Annotated in this window: 14 protein-coding genes; 4 read left to right on the top strand and 10 right to left on the bottom strand. The window is 35.0% G+C overall.

All coding sequences use genetic code 11. The features are described 5' to 3' along the window. Window positions 1-71: 71 nt before the first annotated feature. The 6 genes from Q0W26_RS07615 to pyrH all read right to left on the bottom strand — a co-directional run bounded on the left by Q0W26_RS07615 (window position 72) and on the right by pyrH (window position 5,952). Entirely contained in the window at window positions 72-2,834 is a 2,763-nt protein-coding gene (locus Q0W26_RS07615; RefSeq protein WP_298523687.1) for an Ig-like domain-containing protein, read from the bottom strand. Between the two features lie 255 nt (window positions 2,835-3,089). Continuing rightward, on the bottom strand, window positions 3,090-3,941 hold the full coding sequence (locus tag Q0W26_RS07610) for a hypothetical protein (RefSeq protein ID WP_298523686.1): 852 nt from the start codon (window positions 3,939-3,941) through the stop codon (window positions 3,090-3,092). Next, the gene (locus tag Q0W26_RS07605; RefSeq protein WP_298523685.1) at window positions 3,931-4,266 is read right to left on the bottom strand and encodes a heavy metal-binding domain-containing protein; all 336 of its coding nucleotides are present in this window, start codon (window positions 4,264-4,266) and stop codon (window positions 3,931-3,933) included. Before Q0W26_RS07605 ends, Q0W26_RS07610 begins: the two co-directional genes overlap by 11 nt. A gap of 7 nt (window positions 4,267-4,273) precedes the next feature. Beyond that, window positions 4,274-4,465 carry a DUF2116 family Zn-ribbon domain-containing protein gene (locus tag Q0W26_RS07600; RefSeq protein WP_298523684.1) on the bottom strand — a complete coding sequence of 64 codons (192 nt, stop codon included), beginning with the start codon at window positions 4,463-4,465 and terminating at the stop codon, window positions 4,274-4,276. Between the two features lie 11 nt (window positions 4,466-4,476). Then, a complete protein-coding gene (locus Q0W26_RS07595; RefSeq protein WP_298523683.1) occupies window positions 4,477-5,265 on the bottom strand; it encodes a TatD family hydrolase in 789 nt (262 codons plus the stop codon). Window positions 5,266-5,274: 9 nt separating this feature from the next. After that, complete coding sequence (pyrH, locus tag Q0W26_RS07590) at window positions 5,275-5,952, bottom strand: UMP kinase (RefSeq protein WP_298523682.1); 678 nt, start codon at window positions 5,950-5,952, stop codon at window positions 5,275-5,277. Window positions 5,953-6,100: 148 nt separating this feature from the next. Here pyrH and Q0W26_RS07585 point away from each other — a divergent pair, with 148 nt between their 5' ends. Next, on the top strand, window positions 6,101-7,099 hold the full coding sequence (locus Q0W26_RS07585) for an acyltransferase (RefSeq protein ID WP_298523681.1): 999 nt from the start codon (window positions 6,101-6,103) through the stop codon (window positions 7,097-7,099). 12 nt (window positions 7,100-7,111) lie between these two features. Next, window positions 7,112-7,804, top strand: coding sequence for a nitroreductase family protein (locus tag Q0W26_RS07580; protein WP_298523680.1), 693 nt, complete (start codon window positions 7,112-7,114; stop codon window positions 7,802-7,804). 19 nt (window positions 7,805-7,823) lie between these two features. On the opposite strand, the gene Q0W26_RS07575 is transcribed toward Q0W26_RS07580, so the two are convergent. Further along, on the bottom strand, window positions 7,824-8,507 hold the full coding sequence (locus tag Q0W26_RS07575) for an MIP family channel protein (protein WP_298523679.1): 684 nt from the start codon (window positions 8,505-8,507) through the stop codon (window positions 7,824-7,826). Window positions 8,508-8,546: 39 nt separating this feature from the next. Further along, a complete protein-coding gene (locus Q0W26_RS07570) occupies window positions 8,547-9,680 on the bottom strand; it encodes an adhesin (protein WP_298523678.1) in 1,134 nt (377 codons plus the stop codon). A 467-nt stretch (window positions 9,681-10,147) separates the two neighbouring features. Here Q0W26_RS07570 and Q0W26_RS07565 point away from each other — a divergent pair, with 467 nt between their 5' ends. Then, window positions 10,148-17,215 (top strand): hypothetical protein, encoded by a 7,068-nt coding sequence (locus Q0W26_RS07565; protein ID WP_298523677.1) that lies wholly within the window; start codon window positions 10,148-10,150, stop codon window positions 17,213-17,215. 266 nt (window positions 17,216-17,481) lie between these two features. Continuing rightward, entirely contained in the window at window positions 17,482-17,913 is a 432-nt protein-coding gene (locus tag Q0W26_RS07560; RefSeq protein WP_298523676.1) for a hypothetical protein, read from the top strand. Window positions 17,914-17,922: 9 nt separating this feature from the next. On the opposite strand, the gene Q0W26_RS07555 is transcribed toward Q0W26_RS07560, so the two are convergent. Beyond that, a complete protein-coding gene (locus Q0W26_RS07555) occupies window positions 17,923-18,504 on the bottom strand; it encodes a ZPR1 zinc finger domain-containing protein (RefSeq protein ID WP_298523675.1) in 582 nt (193 codons plus the stop codon). After that, entirely contained in the window at window positions 18,497-19,441 is a 945-nt protein-coding gene (locus tag Q0W26_RS07550; protein ID WP_298523674.1) for a 3H domain-containing protein, read from the bottom strand. The genes Q0W26_RS07555 and Q0W26_RS07550 overlap by 8 nt, the downstream gene beginning before the upstream one ends. Window positions 19,442-19,572 lie beyond the last annotated feature (131 nt).

Below are 19,572 nucleotides of genomic sequence, written 5' to 3'. Positions count from 1 at the left end.
AAGATAATCAAATAATAACAATATATCAACACAATCATTATGTATCAATCAAAATAAAAAAAGGAAGTTAATTAGAATGCAATGCTTGAATAATAACCTTTAAGGTAGTAGTTATTGTTATTCCAATTAACAACATTTCCAAATGAGTTTCTAACACTGGTCGGATCAGCTACTATCCATGTGTCTCCAATCAATACCTGTGTCCAAACATGTCCGTATGTTCCGCTTGAGAATGTACATGTTCCGTGAACGTATCTTGCTGCAAGGCCTGCGGTCCTATACATTGCAATCAATAAGTGTGCTTGGTCAACACAGTTACCGTTTTTAGCATTCAATGTACCTACAGCACCATATTTTGTGTCGTAATAGAATGTGTATGATATTGAATCACGCACATAATTGTATATTGCTCTTGCCTTTGCCAAATCAGTTGTCAATCCGGAAGTAAGTGAATCTACTACTGATTTGATTTTAGCATTGTTCACTTGACAGTTAGTTGAAGATTTCAGATAAGCTGCAAGGTTTGTAATTGTGTTTTTGGAGTTCAATGAACTGGAAGTTGAACCGCTGAAGGTTTTAATGGTTACATAATTAGGCATGATGGAATAATCATCATAAAATGCTACGACACGTGCGGCAGCATATACCCAACCTTTATATCCAATATCTCCGAGGTTTGAACTCACGGAATCAGGCATTACTCCTTTTGATTTCACAGTATTTACAATACTTTTTGCAACTGAAAGATAATCATATAAATTACCTAAATTTGATGCCGCTTTTGGGTTTGACGGATTGGATACTGAAGCAACATTAATGTTTGACTTTTTATTGTCCTTCAAATTAATGATAGCCTGTGAAGCCAAGTATGTGTATGCTGCAGTGGAGTAAGTCACTCCTCCTATAGTAACGGTATTAGGCAATTCATTATTGTTTTCGATATACTTTTTCACATTTTGTGATGCTGTAATGATATCTTTTAAAGTAACCTGGTCAACAATATTGATTTTTGATGATCCGCTGGCGGAACCGTCAGTATATGTGACAGTATGAGTTCCTTTTGTCAATCCTGAGACAGTAAGTTTTGCAACACCGCTAGTATCTGTTTTTACAGACTGTGTCTTACTGTTTAAAGTAAATTTGACGTCTTTGTTTGCAACAGCCTTGCTTTGTCCATCAATCAATTTAGCTGAAAATGTACCTTGAGTATTTACTGAAAGGGTCAAATCACTTGCCTGGAATTTGGTACCGTTAACTAAAATATGTTTGGTTACTTTAGATGTTGTATAGTATGAGCTGTCAACAACCTGGAAGTCTACTGGATAATATCCGATGGCTTCACTTATGGCTAATTTTGCAATACCTTTGGCGTCTGTTGTTACTTTGGTATTTTTTCCATTCAATGTGAATTTAACAGTAATGTCTTTAAGACCTGTTCCAGTTTTATTTTTAACAGTCACCTGATATGATGAACCGTCGTTATACTTCATCACTAAATCGTTTGCATTCATTGTTACGGTTTGCCTAATGATTTTAATGCTGTTTGATTTAATGTTATAGTTTTTTGAACCTGCAGTAGAATAGGTATATTTAACTGTATATGTGCCCGGTTTTAAGTCACCAACAGATAACTTTGCTGTGCCGCTGCTGTCAGTTGTGACAGAAGTGGTTTTTCCATTTAAAGTAAATTTGATGGTTTTGTTTGCCAAAGCCTTTTTTGAAGAGTCAGTCGCTTTTGCGGAAAACTTTGATCCATCATTATATTGCATCTTCAAATTGCTTGATTTTAAAGTGGTAGTTGAATCACGTACATACAATTTTTTGGAACCTGATGTTGCTTTGTATTTGCTGTTTCCTTTAAATTGATAACTTAATGTGTAAGTGCCTTTGGAAAGAGCAGGAATTGTTATTGTTGCTTTTCCATTAGCATTAGTTTTGGCAGTTACCTGTTTAGAGTTATATTTAAAGTAAATTTTAGCATTTTTTAAAGCCGCATTCTGTCCTGATTTCAAAGTAATTGAGTATGAATATTTTGTTTTAGGAAGTATGTATGCGTTTTTAGCTCCTGTAATTTTAGAACTGTCTTTATTAACTTTTATGGTTTTTGAAACAGTCTCTTTTGAATAAGGATTATACATTTTTACAGTATATTTTCCAGGAACAAGATTAGTGGCTACCTGTGCAACACCTTTTGAATCAGTTTTCACGGAATATGTTTTTCCGTTCAATGTAATTTTCACAGTTGTATTTGATAGTTTGCCGTTGTCTTTCCAAAAAGTAGCGGTATAATATTTTCTTACTCCATAAGTCTTCGCCATATTGGAAGCAGAAATGGATGAAGCTACTTTTACCTTTTTAGTAATGGAACTTTTCACGTAATTCGCATCTCCATTGTAGGTTGCGGTCACACTGTAAGTTCCTGTCTTTAATGATGCTGCAGTGACATATGCAATGCCGGTGCTTCCGGTAGTTGCTTTGTATGTTTTACTGTTGACTTTTAAAGAGATAGTCTTATTTCCTAATGGGTTTCCATTATTGTCTTTTAGGATAACTTTAAAAACAGTATTTGTTTTTGAATAGTGAGCAGCATTTATGCTTAAACTTGTTTTAACTTTAGTTGCATTTGTTGTAGTTCCGTTTGCAGCGAGTTTTACAGAGTTGGCTTCTGATTGAATCAAATCTGGTTCATCGCTTTGAATTGTGGAAACAACATTCGAATCTTCTAATTCGCTTGAAGATAATTTTTCATTATCTATCATTAAGTTCGAATCTTCTGTATTTGTAACATTATCTAATTCCATTGCGCTTGATGCTCCTAACAATAAAAAGAACATTAATGCAACGGAAATCAATAACGTTGCTTTTTTAATCGAAATATTTACACCTTCTTATGTTCTCATTATGAGAATTTATTTTGAATATGTAAAAATTTTTATTATATATTCATAATGAGTAGATAATTATTTGTCTAAATCCTTATATAAATGTTTTTACAACTTTAATGTTAAAAAAACTTAATATTATTCATTATTTCTCTTTTTAAAAATAGATTTTATTTTTTATTATTTAAAAAAGAAGATGGGCTCATGTCATTTTAAACAAATGCCCATGCCCATTGCAGTTATCTGATAACGGTCTCCACCAAGTCCAATCAATCCATAATCAATTTTTAGATTAAGAACTCCGTTTCCACCAGCAGATTTTATGTTTTCACTTAATTTGATTAAACATTCATCTTTTCCTTCTTTAAGACGGTTTAATGTAATGAGTTCTGCCTTTTCCTGGTCCACATGGATTAGATGCTTGTCCTTTTCGATGATGGCTGTTGCATGAAACTGGCCTATATTCCTTAATCTTTTAGTGTTAATGTCAGTGGTCGTTGCATAATAGAAATTCTGGCTGTTTATTCGTTCATTGCTTTTCTTTTCATCAAATACTGGAGTAGTTTCATTTTTAATTTGGTACTCTTCGTTGTGAACAATCCTATAGTATATTTTTTTAATGTTGTTTGAAATGAATTTTGTTATTCTTGAAAATATTCCCAAAAGATATGAAACAATTCCTAGGCCTCCAACCAAGAGTATGTAATTTATTAAAGTTGGAAATGCTGCTTGCAGGATTACTGCAATTGATCCTATGGTTATGATATTGATTCCCAATGTCGGATTTTTTAAAATGAAACTATAGAATGTGGTGTATATGAAAAGTATGAAAGCACTGATTGCTCCGATATCCTCTCCGATAATTCTGTTTGCCATATATGTTTCGGCATATCCTGCTGCAAGGGGAGCAAAAATAAGGCCTAAATTCCATCCGAATATTGCTATGTGGAAAAATAGGAAAAAACCATAGACTCCAAGACCAACCGCAGTACCGAATGCGATGCATTCAATGGCTTCTTTAATGTAAGCCAATTTCACTTCACGTTCTCTAAAGTTCATTTTCTTCGTATGATATCGCAGTGCCGTAGGCTGTCACGAGAATGGTATTCCCCATGGTGCCTCCAAGGTTATCATAAGAAATCTTAAGTCCGATGATTGCATTGGCACCTAAGCTTTCGGCCTTTTCTTCCATGCTTTTAAGAGCAATGTTTCTTGCCTTTTCAAGTTCTTCTTCGTATTGTGAGGTTCTTCCTGCCACTACATCACGAACGCCGGAAAATAGGTCTTTATAAATGTTGGATCCTATTAATGACTCTCCAGTAACCAATCCCTTGTAGTCTAGAATTTTTTTGGATTCTAATGTATTAGCGGAGGTTAAAATCATTTTATCCCTATTTCATAAAGGTCATTACTGCCCAAATAATTAAAAATATTGCAATGACTACATATAATATTATTTGGGACCGTTTTCTCTGTGCTAATCTTGCATCCCAGACTTTCTGACAATCCGGTGAGCATACAAGTTCATTTAAAGGTATTGGTGTTCCGCATATCGGGCAATGTTTATGTGGTTCTACTGCCATTTTTTCATCTCCTATATTTTAAAAAATTCTTTAGTATTTTTAGTAACTTGATTTGAAAGTTCTTCTGCATCAATTCCCATGCAAAGTGCAATCGTATTGAGGATGTGAGGTAAATATTTTGGTTCGTTTCTATTCTTTTTAGGCTTTTTATCGAAGTTTTTAGGTATTAAAAATGGAGCATCTGTTTCAATCATTAGTTTTTCAGGAGGAATGACACTCACTGCCTCTTGCAGGTCTCTTCCTCTTTTCATGTCACAGATCCATCCTGTAACTCCAATGTAACATCCTAAATCAATATAATTTTGCGCTTCCTGCTTTGTTCCTGTAAAACAGTGAACGACAGATTTTTCAACAACGCTGTCATGTTTTTTTAGGATATTGTATAAATCAGTGTGAGCTTCCCTTTCATGCAAAAACAAAGGCAAATCTGTTCTTTCTGCAACTTCTATTTGTGCTTCAAACCATTTTCTTTGCAAATCCGGTGGTGAGAAGTTTCTATTGTAGTCAAGACCGCATTCCCCGATTGCAACAACGGACTTGTTCTTGGATATCTTTTCTATTTCAAACATTGTGTGTCCATTGCATGTCTTGGCATCATGGGGATGCACTCCGGATGTTGAAAATAAAACTCCAGGATATTTTGAAGCATATTCTGCTGCGATTTGGCTTGAATTCAGGTTAGTTCCGGTAATGATGAACTGGTTCACTCCAACCTTTTTAGCTTCTTCAATTATTTCCACTCTGTCTTTTCTAAATGAGGAATGCATTAGATTTAAGCCGATGTCAATGAGATTTTCCACGTTTTTCACCTATTCGTTAATGACTTTTGTACCTATTGTCTCGCCTTTCACGGCTTTAATTAAGTTTTCAGGTTCAAAACCGTTGGTTATGACTGTTTCCAGATTGGACCTTTTAATCATTTGAACTGCAGTTGTGTCGAAAAATTCATATGTTCCTGCCTTAACATCTTTGCCGCTTAAAAATTCAAGCAAATCTGTTGCGGTAATTTCAGGAACAAGTTCCGCATCATCAAATTTATTAGGGTCTTTTGTATACATTCCATCAACAGAGGTTAAGTTGATGAGTTTGTCTGCATTAACATATTCTGCTAATATTGCAGAAACTGCATCGGTACTGTGTGCAGGTTCGGTTCCGCCCATAACGATGATTTTTCCGCTGGCCGCAAATTCTAATGCTTCCTGGAAGTTATGGGGAACTCTTTGATAAGCTGCATCACCAAGTGCGCATAGCAATAATTTGGCGTTGATTCTTGTCACTTCAATTCCGATATCATCACATTGCGCTTCTCCAGCACCTAAATCACGAACAACTCCGATATATTCTCTTGCAGGTTTTCCTCCCCCTACAACAACAAAGAGTTCATGTTCTTTAGATAAATCCTTAAGAATGGTACTGTATTCTTGGAATTTTTTACAATCGTATTCTTTAAGTAAAATTGATCCTCCAATTGCAACAACAATTTTCATATATTCACCTTATTATATATTTATCCCTTTGATATTATTTAAATTTAAATAACTCTTATTATAGTTCCTAGAAAAATTTCGTTTGAAGTTTAATTTTGAGTTATTTGGTACTTAAAATATATTTAATCATAGTATAATATTATAATATATGGTAATTAAAAAAGAAAGGATTTTTTATTATGATGTGTTAAGGGCGATTGCAATTATTGCAGTTATCTGTTGTCATGTTGGTAGGTATGCCAATCCCTCAAATGTTGGTTTGATTAAAGTTCCATTTGTCACATTACATTATTTCGGTTTAGTTGGGGTTCCTATTTTTTTCATGATTAGTGGGGCATTATTGCTGAATCGGGAATACACATTATCCGATTTTTTTAAAAGAAGATTTTCTAGAATCATATATCCATTCATATTTTGGGTTTCATTAATCATGATTTTCGGATTATTTTATTTTGATTGGTCTTATGCACATGCATGGAAGGTATTTACTGGAAATCCGTCAATTTTATGGTATATCTGGGCATTGATTGGAGTTTACTTATTTATTCCTGTTATCAATTCCTTTTTAAGGGAATATGGTTTGAAAGGTTTGGAATATTTTTTAATTATTTGGTTTTTCACAATCATTTTGAAGTCTATGGATTCATATCCATTATTGCCGTATCTGGATTTAAATTATTTTACAAGTTTCATTGGATATGTCATTTTAGGTTACTACTTGGATAACAAAAAATTTAACCTAAAAGATTCAACAATATGTATTATTGGAGTGGTTGTATTTCTGATTTCATTGATTACCATTGTTGTAGGTATAATGAAACTTGGTTATCACATGTTGCCTTTTTATGAGAATGTGCTGCATGTGACTTTGGGAGTGGGATTATTCTTATTAATAAAATATTTGGGAAATTTTAATTTTTTCAACAATGTCAAAAATCGTGTTGTGGGAAAAATAATCATTTCAATCAGTATGTGCAGTTATGGAATGTATTATGCACATTATTTGATAAATCAATTCTTTAATTTATTGCATATCCATTCAAATAAGTTATTCTTTGTGATATTATTCCTATTGATAATTTTATCATGGATATTGACGATTTTAATTAGTAAAATACCTATTCTGAAAAAATTCAGTGGAGTATGAGGTTGGTGTTTCATGAATTTGGTTAATGAGATATATGTTAGAAAATCTTGCCGCAAGTATTTTGATGATGAAATTGATATGGATTTGATTGAAAAGGCCATTTCCAATGCCAAACCATTAAATGAAGGCATTGATTACTATTATGAAATTTTCACAAAGGATGAAGTCAACATACGCACCCGCTGGAACGCCCCATATTATCTGGCATTATATTCTGAAAAAAAGGACAATTATCTTGAAAACATCGGATTTGTTTTCCAACAGGTTTGCCTGTATCTGCAAAGCATAGGCATTGGCAGCTGTTGGGTCGGTATGGGGTCATTGAAGGTGAAAAACCCTGATTTTCTTATATTGATTGCCTTTGGAAAATCCGATAAGATGACAAGGGAGTTATCAGATTTCAAAAGAAAGAAACTTGAGGATATTAGTGATTTTGAAGACGAAAGATTAATCCCTGCACAGCTTGCGCCGTCTGCCATCAACTCGCAGCCATGGTATTTCAAACATGCAGGCGATGGATTTGATGTATTTCAGGTAAAACAGAATATATTGAAAAGGCAAGTTCTTAAAAAATGGAATCCTATTGATGTAGGCATAGCTTTGGCACATTTGTATGTTTCAAATGAGGATAATTTTGAATTTGAAATGAAGGATGATGTTGAAAGCTTTAAGGGTTACAGGTATTGTGGCAGTGTTAAATTTTAAAAAAAATAAGTTTAGAGGATTATGCATCCTCTGAGATTAGTCCTTTGTATAATAAACCTGCGATTACTGCACCAACAATTGGAGCTAGGATAAATACCCAAACTTGCTGTAATGCTTGACCTCCAAGGAATAGTGCAGGTGCTAAACTTCTTGCAGGGTTAACTGAAGTTCCAGTCAATGGAATTCCCATGATGTGAACAAATGCAAGGGTTAAACCGATTACAATTCCTGCAACAGCACTGTTTTCTGCTTTTTTAGTAACTCCGAGAACGGTAAATACGAATACAAAGGTTAAAATAATTTCCACGAGTATGGCTCCTATAACGTCAAGTCCAACGCTTGATGCGGATCCAAATCCGTTTGCACCTAATCCAGTTACTGTGTATCCTCCAAGGCTTGGAGCACAGTTAATGATAACTGCAAGGATTGCAATACCAATTATTGCTCCGATACATTGGAATACAATATACATGATTAAGTCTTTTGCTTCCATTCTTCCATCAATCCACATACCGATTGAAACGGCAGGATTGACGTGACATCCGGAGATGTCTCCAATAACATATGCCATAGCTATGATAGATAAACCGAATGCTAATGCAATTCCGACATTACCTAATACGGTTCCTGCTATGGCTGCACTTCCACAACCGAATAGAACAAGAACCATTGTTCCTATTAATTCTGAGATATATCTTTTCATAAACTTTTTCCTCTGTTCGTAAATTAATTATTTTTCTTATTAAAATCTTCTAATTCTTTTATATCCTAAATATGCAATGAATAATACGAATAGTATTAATATGAATGGGAATATGTGCAGTAATATTGAATCGTTTACTTTTTCGAATTCATATTCTTGATTGAAGCCCATATTTTTTGCATCAGTATGATTTTGTGTGATTTTTGCAAAATTGTATAACAGGTCATAATAACTGATGTGTGCTCCTTCATATTCTATTGAGTCCGGAGCCTGTCCATGTTCATCCATATAATTTCTAACGATTCCTCCCATTTTCATATAATCATAGATTGAATATTTGTCTTTGACTAAAAATGAAATTCCAAGAGGTTTTTCGGGTGCATCAAATGGGCGAGGTATGTCAAGGCCGTTTCCATTTAAGTAGGAACTGGTCTGGTAAAGTAATTGCGGTGCGGTGTAGTTTGCGTAGGTTCCATTCATTTCAGTGTCGTTGCTGTTTAGAAATGCTTTGCTTGCATTAGCCATTGATCCGGGAGATATTGTATTTCGCACAATCATATTGTCGCTTAGGATTTTTGTATCATTTCCATGTGCGTTGACAATGTCTACAACTTCCTGAGCAATCTTTTTGTTCATATCTTCATCATATCTGTCTATATATCCGTTTTTACCGTTGTCCGGATATTCTTTGATTGGCTGGACATAGTAAATTCCGGAATTTTTAAGGAATGTTCCCGGATCATGCATTCCCATATAACTTTCATTGGAGTAATTGTCGTCCCACGCTCTTCTAAGGTAATTGCTGTGGTTGTCTAAGTCGTAATCTCCAGTATTTATCAATACGAATTGCTTGTCTGAGTTTGCTGAAGTTCGCGCCAATTGTAAGTAATTTCCACCATCTGCAGCTGCTAGACATATGCTTATGTCACTTGTTACCTGTATTGCACGATAACCCTCTCCCGGAGCGGGGGCCTGATTATCCACAATAACTTGGAGTTCTCCTCCACTAATTTCTTCTATGTATCCTTTAATGGAGTTTAACATTTTAATGTCAGTGTCGTGGTCTATAATGTTGTCGCATGTTATGAAAACGGTTTTGGATGCGCTTACATCCTGAACCATTGGAGCAACAATAAGTATGGCCAATAATAGTATAGCAATTTGTTTTTTCATCTTTTTTACCTTACCCTTTGATTAATATATACATATCAACTTTTTAATTAAAATATTTTTTTCATATCTGTTTGTAAAATTTCCTTGAACATAGTATATTTTTTTTGTTTAGTGCTTTAAAATCTGTTTGAAGCAAATCTTTAAATACATTGGGAGTTAATAGCATATTTGAGGATTTACAAAGATTATCTTTTATTTTAAGTTAATTTCGTAGGTTTTTATAAAAATTGATTTTGAAGTGTTAAATTGAAATAATTGTGTAATTCTAGTCAAAATATTTGGATGAAAATATTTTGTGTTAGGTGGTTAAAAAACACCAGTCTAAAGAATTATCTTTTATTCTTAAATTTAATATTGTGAAATTATTATTTTTAAAATCTAGGCTAAAATAAAAAGTTTAATTGCTGGTTAATAGTTATTTGCTAATTAATAGTATTATAATCGTCCTCACAAAAAGGTGATTTTAAATGTTTAAAAATAGTCAAAAAATATCTATTAGCAAACACTTTTTAATTGCAACCCTTTTCATAGTATTGCTGTTCACCTCCTTTGGCGTGAGCATGGATGATGTCTGTGCAGCTGATCTGAATGAAAGTGCGGATGTAATTAAAAGTGAATTAAATGTTGAAGATAAGCTAGAAAATTCTCAAGATTACATATTGAATTCGAATAATGTTGATGAAAGTTTGGTAACTAGTGTTCAGAACGATGTGGTTTTAGGTGCAACCCACACATTAAACGGGGGCACTTTCAAAGATATAACAAATGCCATTAATAATGCGAATAGCGGAGATACAATTAAACTGTCAGGAACTTTCACTCCATCTAAAAGCTCCGAGAAGATATATGTGAGCAAAAAGGTTACAATCACTTCCAGTTCACAGGCAGTATTGAACGGTAAGGGTACATCACAGATTATGATTCTTAGAAATACCACTTCCGGAACGGTATTGAGTAATCTTAAATTTATTAATGGGTATGCAACAGGTCTTGGAGGTGGAGTTTATATCCAGTCCAAGAATGTTAAAGTGTCAAATTGCGTTTTTGAGAACAACCATGCATTGAATGGTGGCGGACTTTATTCGTCATACAATGCTTATAGTGCAGAGAATTTACTAATTGAAAATTGTAAGTTTTACAAAAACTCGGCTGACCGGAGTGCAGGTGCGGCAGGTGTATTCGGAAATAATACGAAGATAAAAAATTGCATTTTTGATTCAAACTATGCAGACAGTGATGGTATTGTTAACTACGGTGGTGCAATCCAAATAGGATTGGATGACCCTGTTTCTGTCGGTTATGTATATAATTGCCAATTCTTAAACAATTACGTTAATCCTGAACATGAAATTGCTCATGGCGGTGCAGGATGTGTCCGTACAGGCACCGTTTATCAGAATTGCGTATTCATCAATAATTCTGCCGGACAGGGCGGTGCCTTAACCTACCATGCATCCGGAACAATCAAAAACTGCACTTTCATAAACAATACTGCAGTTTATTACGGTGGTGCATTATCTACCGGATTTGCAGATAACATTATAATGGACTTGAAAATTGACAACTGTTCTTTTGCTGACAATTCAGCACCTCTTGGCGGTGCAGCACAATTGATCGGTGAGAACATCAAAGTTCATGACTCAAAATTTGATAACAATCATGTTTCCCAAACTGGAGGCGCCATACATATTGTTGCAGAAGAAGTGACTATCGATTACTCTTCATTCAATGGCAACATTGCTAATGTCGATGGTGGCGCTGTGTTCGTTAATGGGAAAAGAACAACAATCCACGATTCATCATTCAAATCAAATGAGGCAATTCCTGATGTGAATAAACTTGATGATGGATTGGGTGGTGCTATTTATATCAATAGTACTCAGGCAACTGTAGAAAACAATAAATTTTATTATAACACTGCTAGAAACGGCAGTGCCATATATTATGACAAATCAGGTGACGACTTAAAGTTGATTAACAATGTCCTGTTTGAAAACCAGGCTTGGGTTTATGCATTGCCGATTTTTGCAAAAGACATCTATTACGGTGAAGTCGAAGAGGTAAAATCCATAATCTACGGAGGTAACAATATCGCTGATTATGATAACCTTGCAGTATCCAATGCAATATATAATGCTGCTGACAATCGTAAAATTGTCGTTAACGGTGAAACTCCAGTTTCAGGAGCTACAACAAGCGGAATGCTTTACCAAGACGACCGTGAATACAACATTGATGTGCTCATGACAGTTGTCCATGAAGACGGCAGCGTAGCATACAATAATACTTTAAGCTCCAACTGTTTCGGTGAAGTAATGAAAAACTTGACCAATCTGAAAGTCGGAAAATACTTTGTGACCGCCAGACACTTTGAAGACACATACTATAAGCCAATAACCAATACAACAACATTCAGGGTTATTGCACATGTCGACAACAAAATCAGAAAATCTGTGGGTGATGAGGAAATCAATTATGAAGATGTGGTTGTATGGACATTGAATATCACTAACAACGGGCCTAACAACGCAACCAACGTCATCATAACAGATGTGCTGCCTGAAGGCATGATTTGGTTGGAAGATGACACTGGTGGAAAATATGATCCTAAAACAGGCATTCTTCATGTGGACTTTTTGGCAGTGGGAGAGGTTATGGTTGTTAACATCATCACTCTTGTTAACAAAACCGGAACTATTGTCAATAACGTAAATATAACTTCCGATGAATTTGATCATAATTTAACCAACAATTTCGATGAAGAACGTATAAATGTCCAACCTGCAAGCGATTTGTCTGTCGTTAAAGCAGTCAACCAATCAATGCCAAAATACAATGACTTGGTAAAATGGACAATAACTGTTACAAACAACGGTCCTGATGTTGCTCATGATGTTAAGGTTCAGGATGTGCTTCCAAGCTCATTAGTTTGGGTAAGCGATTCAGGAGCAGGAAGATATAATCATGATTCAGGCATATGGACTATTGGAACTTTAAATGTCGGATCTAAAGCCAAATTGGAAATTGTCACAAGAGTAAAAGCAACAGGAACACTTAAAAATGATGTTTCAGTTTCAGGACGTGAATATGACAATAACATGACAAATAATCATGATGATGAGAAAATCAAAGTCAATCCTGCAACTGATTTGGCTATTGCTAAAGTGGTGAATGTAACATCAGCTAATTTCGGTGATTTGGTTAAATGGACATTGACAGTCAGGAATAATGGTCCTGATGCAGCTACTGGTGTTAAAGTGAGTGATGTTTTGCCTAGTGGTTTTGTTTATGTAAGTTCCTCAAAGCCTTACAGCAATGGCGTGATTAACATTGGTAGTTTGGCTGTTGGCCAGTCACAAAGCGTTGATATCGTTACAAGAGTTAACATTACTGGAACTTTTGTTAATGTTGCTAGTGTAACTGGTAATGAGTATGATTATGATTTGTCAAACAATAGGGTTGAAAGGTCTATTCTGATTAATCCTGCTGCTGATTTGGCGGTTGAAAAAGCAGTCAATGATACAAAACCTAACTACAACAGATTGGTTAAATGGACAATAACTGTTGTAAACAACGGTCCTGATGTTGCTCATGATGTAAAGGTTCAGGATGTGCTTCCAAGCTCACTGGTTTGGGTAAGCGATTCCGGTGCAGGTAAATACAATCATAATACTGGTGTATGGGATGTAGGAACCTTGAATGTCGGATCAAATGCAAAATTGGACATCACTACCAGAGTCAAATCAACTGGAACACTTAAAAATGATGTTTCAGTTTCCGGACGTGAATATGATTATGATTTATCTAACAACAAGGATGACAGGTCTGTTAATGTCAATCCATCTGCCGATTTGGCTATTGCTAAAGTGGTGAATGTAACTGCAGCTAATTTCGGTGATTTGGTTAAATGGACATTGACAGTCAGGAATAATGGTCCTGATGCAGCTACTGGTGTTAAAGTGAGTGATGTTTTGCCTAGTGGTTTTGTTTATGTAAGTTCTTCTAAACCGTATAGCAATGGTGTGATTAACATTGGCAGTTTGGCTGTCGGACAGTCACAAAGCGTTGATATTGTTACTAGGGTAAATATCACTGGTAGTTTTGTTAATGTTGGTAGTGTAAATGGTAATGAGTATGATTATGATTTGTCAAACAATAGGGCTGAAAGGTCCATTCTGATTAATCCTGCAGCCGATTTGGTAGTGGAAAAAGCAGTTAATGATACAAAACCTAACTACAAGAATTTGGTTAAATGGACAATTACTGTTGTAAACAACGGTCCTGATGTCGCTCACGATGTTAAAGTTCAGGATGTGCTTCCAAAATCCTTAATATTTGTCAGTTCAACCGGAAATTATAATTCGAATACTGGTGTATGGGATGTGGGAACCTTGAATGTAGGTTCAACAGCAAAACTTGACATCACTACCAGAACTAATGCAACTGGAATAATCAAGAATGATGTTTTAGTTTCCGGACGTGAATACGATTATGACATGTCTAACAACAGGAATGACGAATCTATTGATGTTAAACCGGCAACTGATTTGGCTGTTGCCAAATTGGTGAATGTCAGTTCTGCTAATTTCGGTGATTTGGTCAAATGGACTTTGGTAGTTTCAAATAATGGTCCTGATGCAGCTACTGGTGTTAAAGTGAGTGATGTCTTGCCAAGAGGTTTTGTTTATGTAAGTTCCTCAAAGCCTTTCAGCAATGGTGTGATTAACATTGGCACTTTAGCTGTCGGACAGTCACAGAGTGTTGATATTGTTACTAAGGTTAATATTACCGGAACTTTTGTTAATGTCGCTAGCGTAACAGGTAATGAGTATGATCATGATTTGTCAAACAATAGGGCTGAAAGATCCATCCTGATTAATCCTGCAAGCGATTTAATCGTTAAAAAAGCAGTCAATGATACAAAATCTAACTACAACAGCTTGGTTAAATGGACATTAACAGTCGCCAATAATGGTCCTGATGTAGCTCATGATGTTAAAGTCAGGGATGTGCTTCCGAAATCTTTAATATTTGTCAGTTCAACAGGTAATTATGATTCAATTTCTGGAATCTGGAACGTCGGAACCTTGAATGTAGGTTCAACTTCAACTCTAAGCATTATTTCTAGAGTTAATGCAACTGGAGTAATAAAAAATGATGTTTCAGTTTCAGGACGTGAATACGACCATGATTTGTCCAACAACAATGACAGCCAATCCATTGATGTAAAACCTGCAACTGATTTGGCTGTTGTCAAATTGGTGAATGTAACTGCAGCTAATTTTGCCGATTTGGTAAAATGGACAATAACTGTTACAAACAACGGTCCTGATGTTGCTACTGGTGTTAAAGTTAGTGATGTATTGCCAAGAGGTTTTGTTTATGTAAGTTCTTCTAAACCTTTCAGCAATGGTGTGATTAACATTGGCAGTTTGGCTGTTGGTCAGTCACAGAGTGTTGATATTGTCACTAGGGTTAACATTACCGGAACTTTTGTTAATGTCGCTAGCGTAACAGGTAATGAGTATGATCATGATTTGTCAAACAATAGGGCTGAAAAATCCATTCTGATTAATCCTGCAAGCGATTTGATTGTAGAAAAAACAGTCAATGAAACTGCACCGAACTATCAGGATTTGGTTAAATGGACATTAACAGTCTCCAATAATGGTCCTGATGTTGCTCATGATGTTAAAGTTCAGGATGTGCTTCCAAAATCATTGGTTTTCATTAGTGCTAATGGAAATTATAATCCTAATTCCGGAATTTGGAATGTTGGAACATTAAATAATGGTGCCAGAGCCACTTTGGTAATCATTACTAAAGTCAATAAAACAGGCATAATCGAGAATAACGTTTCAGTTTCAGCTCGTGAATATGATTATAACAAATCAAACAATAATGATACACAGAAAATCGATGTTCCAAACGCAACTGACCTTTCAGTGGTAAAACTGGTCAACACAAGCATCGAAGATTACCATGAACTTATTAAATGGACAATAATGGCAACCAACAACGGCCCTGATAAGGCAACAGGTGTTTATGTAATGGATATCCTTCCTGAAGGATTGATACTGGTAAATTACACTGCGTCCAAAGGATTCTATGATAATGGAATGTGGTCAGTTTGCTGCCTGGAAAGAGGTGAGGTTCAAACATTGGATATCATCTGCTATATCAACAAAACTGGAAAGATAATGAATGCTGTAAATATCACAGGCAATGAATATGACCATGATTTATCAAACAATAAAGCACATGAATCCGTTTTCGTTCCGAATGCATGTGATGTTGAAGTAATAAAAACAGTAAATGAAACTGTTCCTTATTTCGGAGATGTCATTGAATGGAACATTACTGTAGTCAATCACGGTCCTGACAGGGCAACTGAAGTGTATGTATTCGAAAATCTGCCTGAAGGCCTAATATACATAGATTATGTTGCCAGCAAAGGCGTTTACGATGATGAAGGAATGTGGTACATACCTTCTTTAGACAATGGCGAAAGCGCATACATATTGCTCCGTTGTGAAGTGAACACTCTTGAAAGCATAATAAATACTGCAAGTGCATCTTCATTGGAATACGACTGGAACATGTCAAACAACAATGACAGTCAGGGATTATCCGCTAATCCTGTAACTGACTTGTCAATAACTAAGGTAATTAATGCCAGCGAAGCAAATTACTTGAGTTTCGTCAAATGGACATTGACTGTAACAAACAACGGTCCAAATGATGCAACAGACATATTTGTAAGGGATGTTATTCCAAATGGATTGCAGCTCATCAGAGTCGAAGGCGAAGGTGAGTATGAGGATTCATTCTGGTATGTTGGCGATTTAATGAATGGCCAATCCAAAACCTTGGACTTGATTTGTAAGATTGTTGCAACAGGCGAGTTTGAAAATCACGCAAATGTTTGGGGAACCGAATATGATCCTGATTTAAGCAACAATGAGGATGATGAATCACTACTGGTAAATCCTGCCAGTGATTTGTCAATTACAAAGACAGTCTCCAAATACAAATACAATATAGGGGATTTGGTTAAATATTCAATTAAGGTGGTTAACAACGGACCTGATAAAGCCACTAACGTTGAAGTAATGGAGATTATGGATGACTCTCTAGTTTTAAAATCATTTAGAGCTAGCTATGGTGATTTTGATGAAGCAACCGATATGTGGTCTATTGATGAGCTTGATGTTGGCGATTCCGCATCATTGGACATTCATGCGATAGCCGAAAAACCGGGTGTTGCATCAAACAGGGTTTCAGTCACAAGCGACAATTATGATCCTGATTTAACTAACAATGAGGATGATGTCGATGTCAATGTCACTGAAATTCCTAAAAAAGAGGACATTCCTAAAAATCATCATGTAACTAATCCTAAAAAGGAAATTAGCGCTCCTTATCAAAGCATACTTCAAAATTACATTTCAGGTAATCCTTTGGTAATGATGATGGTTTCTATTGTATTTTTATTGTTGATACCTTGTGGTATGTCTTTCTCAAAGAGGAGATAATTTAAAGTAGCATTTTTGCTACTTATTTTTATTTTTTTTAAGGAGTTTTTCCAAATTTTGTAACTATCAAAATTATTAATTTCACGATTAATTATTTTTATACTTATGCTTCAAACTGGCCGAATAATGCTCCGTTTTTGCAATTTAATCAATACATTTAAATAAAAGTTCTGATAAATGTATTACTTGATATTGGTGAATTCATGATTTTTTTTAAAATTTAAGGCATGAATCAATATTCTTAATAAAATAAACGAGGTGTAATTATGGCTGATGAAGAAATAATTGAAACTTCAGAAGAATTCATTGAGGAAGATGAAGAAAAGTTACCTTTCGCTAAAGCAGAAGTTGTAAGGTTAATGAAAGAAAATCTTGATGATGACAAAATGATTAGGGAAAGAGTAAAAGTTGAAATGAACAAGTTCTTAGGCGAAGTTTTAAAGAATGTATGTAAACAATTGAATGAATACCCATACACTACAATTGAATATGAAATGCTTAAGGAATCAACTTACCCATACACCAACATTGAAAGAATCAATCAAGAAAAAGAAAGAATTTTATTACATTTAAATGCTATCAAAGCAGATTGTGATGCTTTAGCTATGGATGTTCAAAAAACTTTAAAATTAAAAGACGTTGTTGAAGAAGACACATTCACTTTTTCAGCACAGGATGATGAAGAGGAAGAAGAATAACTTTCTTCCTTAACTATCTTCAATATGACTAAAACCTGTTTTTAATTCGTTCAATTCCTCTTCAGGAATTTCTAAAATTTCTGCACTGTCACTAACGATTTTACTTTGTCCGAATGGATCCAGAATAATTAATGTTGCAGTTCCGTTTCCTTTTTTAAGCTCTTGGATTTGATTGAGAGTGTTTTTTCCATTAATTTGTGATTCCTCATCGTCAAATAACATAAGTGCTTTTTTTGTGGCATCTTCAAAACGATTGAGAATTCCTTCAACATTGCTCACGTAACCTTCGGATTTTGGACCCGGTTCCACCTTAATGCCAACTTCTGGTATTGAAACGGTCGCAGACTGTGACCTTACAACTCTCACGGTCAATGTGTTTTTATTAATCTCAAGGACATATTTTGCAGGGTCATTCTGTTCCAGGGCAATGATGTCACTGTGCTTGAATCCGCACTCGGGACATTGAATGCTTGTCTCTAAAACTTTGCCAAAATGTGGAATTTCAAGTTCCTTCATTATGGATTTGGCTTTGCCTTCAACGGAACATACGGGACATTTGATAATCATTTCATTCAATTCTTCTTCATTCATTTAAAACATATCCTTTTTCAGTTAATTCTTCAATAATTTTATCTAATTTCTCTTGATTGGAAGCGCAGATGGTTGTTTTTCTGTATTCTGACAATTTATACAATTCTGTCAAATATTCTTTTTTGTCTTCATTTTCAATGATGTTTTTGATAAATTTTTCTGCTGCAGAAACTTCAGACACATTTATGTTTCGTGCTAAAGGCTCTTTAAATCCTTTAATGTTATAAACAACTTTTTCAAGGCTTCCGTTGTTTTTCTTTATGATGATGTCAATGACGTCTGGCAGTTCATCAACGCTATTTATCAGATTGACGGTGGTGCATGACTTGTTGATGATTGCTAGAATCTTATCCAGTGTCTTATCAACGGCTTCCGCATTGATGATATTTACTCCATGAGCTTCAGCCTGTCTCAATAAGTGGTCATGGATAATTCTGTTCTCTCTAAAGAAATCAAGCTGCTTTCCACCCCTATGTATTTGAACAGCTCTTTTAACGAATCTTTCCTTATGTGATTCTTCATCGGAACTCAAAACAAAGAAATAGATGTTTGCATCATCCTCAAACTGGTCCATGTTTATCAGTCCAGGCACAAGATGCACGCCTTCAATGATAATGTCATCAAAGTCGGTGATTGCCCTTTGTATGACCTTCTCAAGAGCTGGAATGACTGATGCTGCATGTTCATCAAATCCTGCGGCAACTAACTCATCATAATTTTCATAACGATTCTTATTTCTCAAGTGTTTATATGCATCATACGATGAGCTATGAAGCGCTGGAGCATATTCCTTTCCAATAATTCCCCTAACTACTGCTCTTATGAAATCACTTTCAATTAAATGTTTTATGTTTAATGTTTTAGCCAGTTCTGCAGCTATTGTTGATTTTCCAATTCCTGATGCACTTCCAATTAGTATAACATAAGGTTTTTTCATGTAACCTTACCCCTTTAACATGACTTTTCAAATATATTATTATACAAATATTTGTGTCTCATATTACATAAAACATTGACTCTTTCAAAAACTTTGTTGATTTTCAAAATCCTTTTTTCGATTTTCATTCC

The sequence above is a fragment of the uncultured Methanobrevibacter sp. genome (assembly GCF_947169325.1).
In the GTDB taxonomy this organism is placed as follows: Archaea; Methanobacteriota; Methanobacteria; order Methanobacteriales; family Methanobacteriaceae; genus Methanocatella.
The sequence above is the reverse complement of the archived record's forward strand: the minus strand, read 5'-3'. Positions and strand labels throughout refer to the sequence as shown.

Excerpts from the sequence above, each read along its gene's own strand:
- Q0W26_RS07615 (WP_298523687.1), bottom strand. The coding sequence starts at position 2,834 with ATGTTCTTTTTATTGTTAGGAGCATCAAGCGCAATGGAATTAGATAAT.
- Q0W26_RS07610 (WP_298523686.1), bottom strand. The coding sequence starts at position 3,941 with ATGAACTTTAGAGAACGTGAAGTGAAATTGGCTTACATTAAAGAAGCC.
- Q0W26_RS07605 (WP_298523685.1), bottom strand. The coding sequence starts at position 4,266 with ATGATTTTAACCTCCGCTAATACATTAGAATCCAAAAAAATTCTAGAC.
- Q0W26_RS07600 (WP_298523684.1), bottom strand. The coding sequence starts at position 4,465 with ATGGCAGTAGAACCACATAAACATTGCCCGATATGCGGAACACCAATA.
- pyrH (WP_298523682.1), bottom strand. The coding sequence starts at position 5,952 with ATGAAAATTGTTGTTGCAATTGGAGGATCAATTTTACTTAAAGAATAC.
- Q0W26_RS07585 (WP_298523681.1), top strand. The coding sequence starts at position 6,101 with ATGGTAATTAAAAAAGAAAGGATTTTTTATTATGATGTGTTAAGGGCG.
- Q0W26_RS07580 (WP_298523680.1), top strand. The coding sequence starts at position 7,112 with ATGAATTTGGTTAATGAGATATATGTTAGAAAATCTTGCCGCAAGTAT.
- Q0W26_RS07575 (WP_298523679.1), bottom strand. The coding sequence starts at position 8,507 with ATGAAAAGATATATCTCAGAATTAATAGGAACAATGGTTCTTGTTCTA.
- Q0W26_RS07570 (WP_298523678.1), bottom strand. The coding sequence starts at position 9,680 with ATGAAAAAACAAATTGCTATACTATTATTGGCCATACTTATTGTTGCT.
- Q0W26_RS07565 (WP_298523677.1), top strand. The coding sequence starts at position 10,148 with ATGTTTAAAAATAGTCAAAAAATATCTATTAGCAAACACTTTTTAATT.
- Q0W26_RS07560 (WP_298523676.1), top strand. The coding sequence starts at position 17,482 with ATGGCTGATGAAGAAATAATTGAAACTTCAGAAGAATTCATTGAGGAA.
- Q0W26_RS07555 (WP_298523675.1), bottom strand. The coding sequence starts at position 18,504 with ATGAATGAAGAAGAATTGAATGAAATGATTATCAAATGTCCCGTATGT.
- Q0W26_RS07550 (WP_298523674.1), bottom strand. The coding sequence starts at position 19,441 with ATGAAAAAACCTTATGTTATACTAATTGGAAGTGCATCAGGAATTGGA.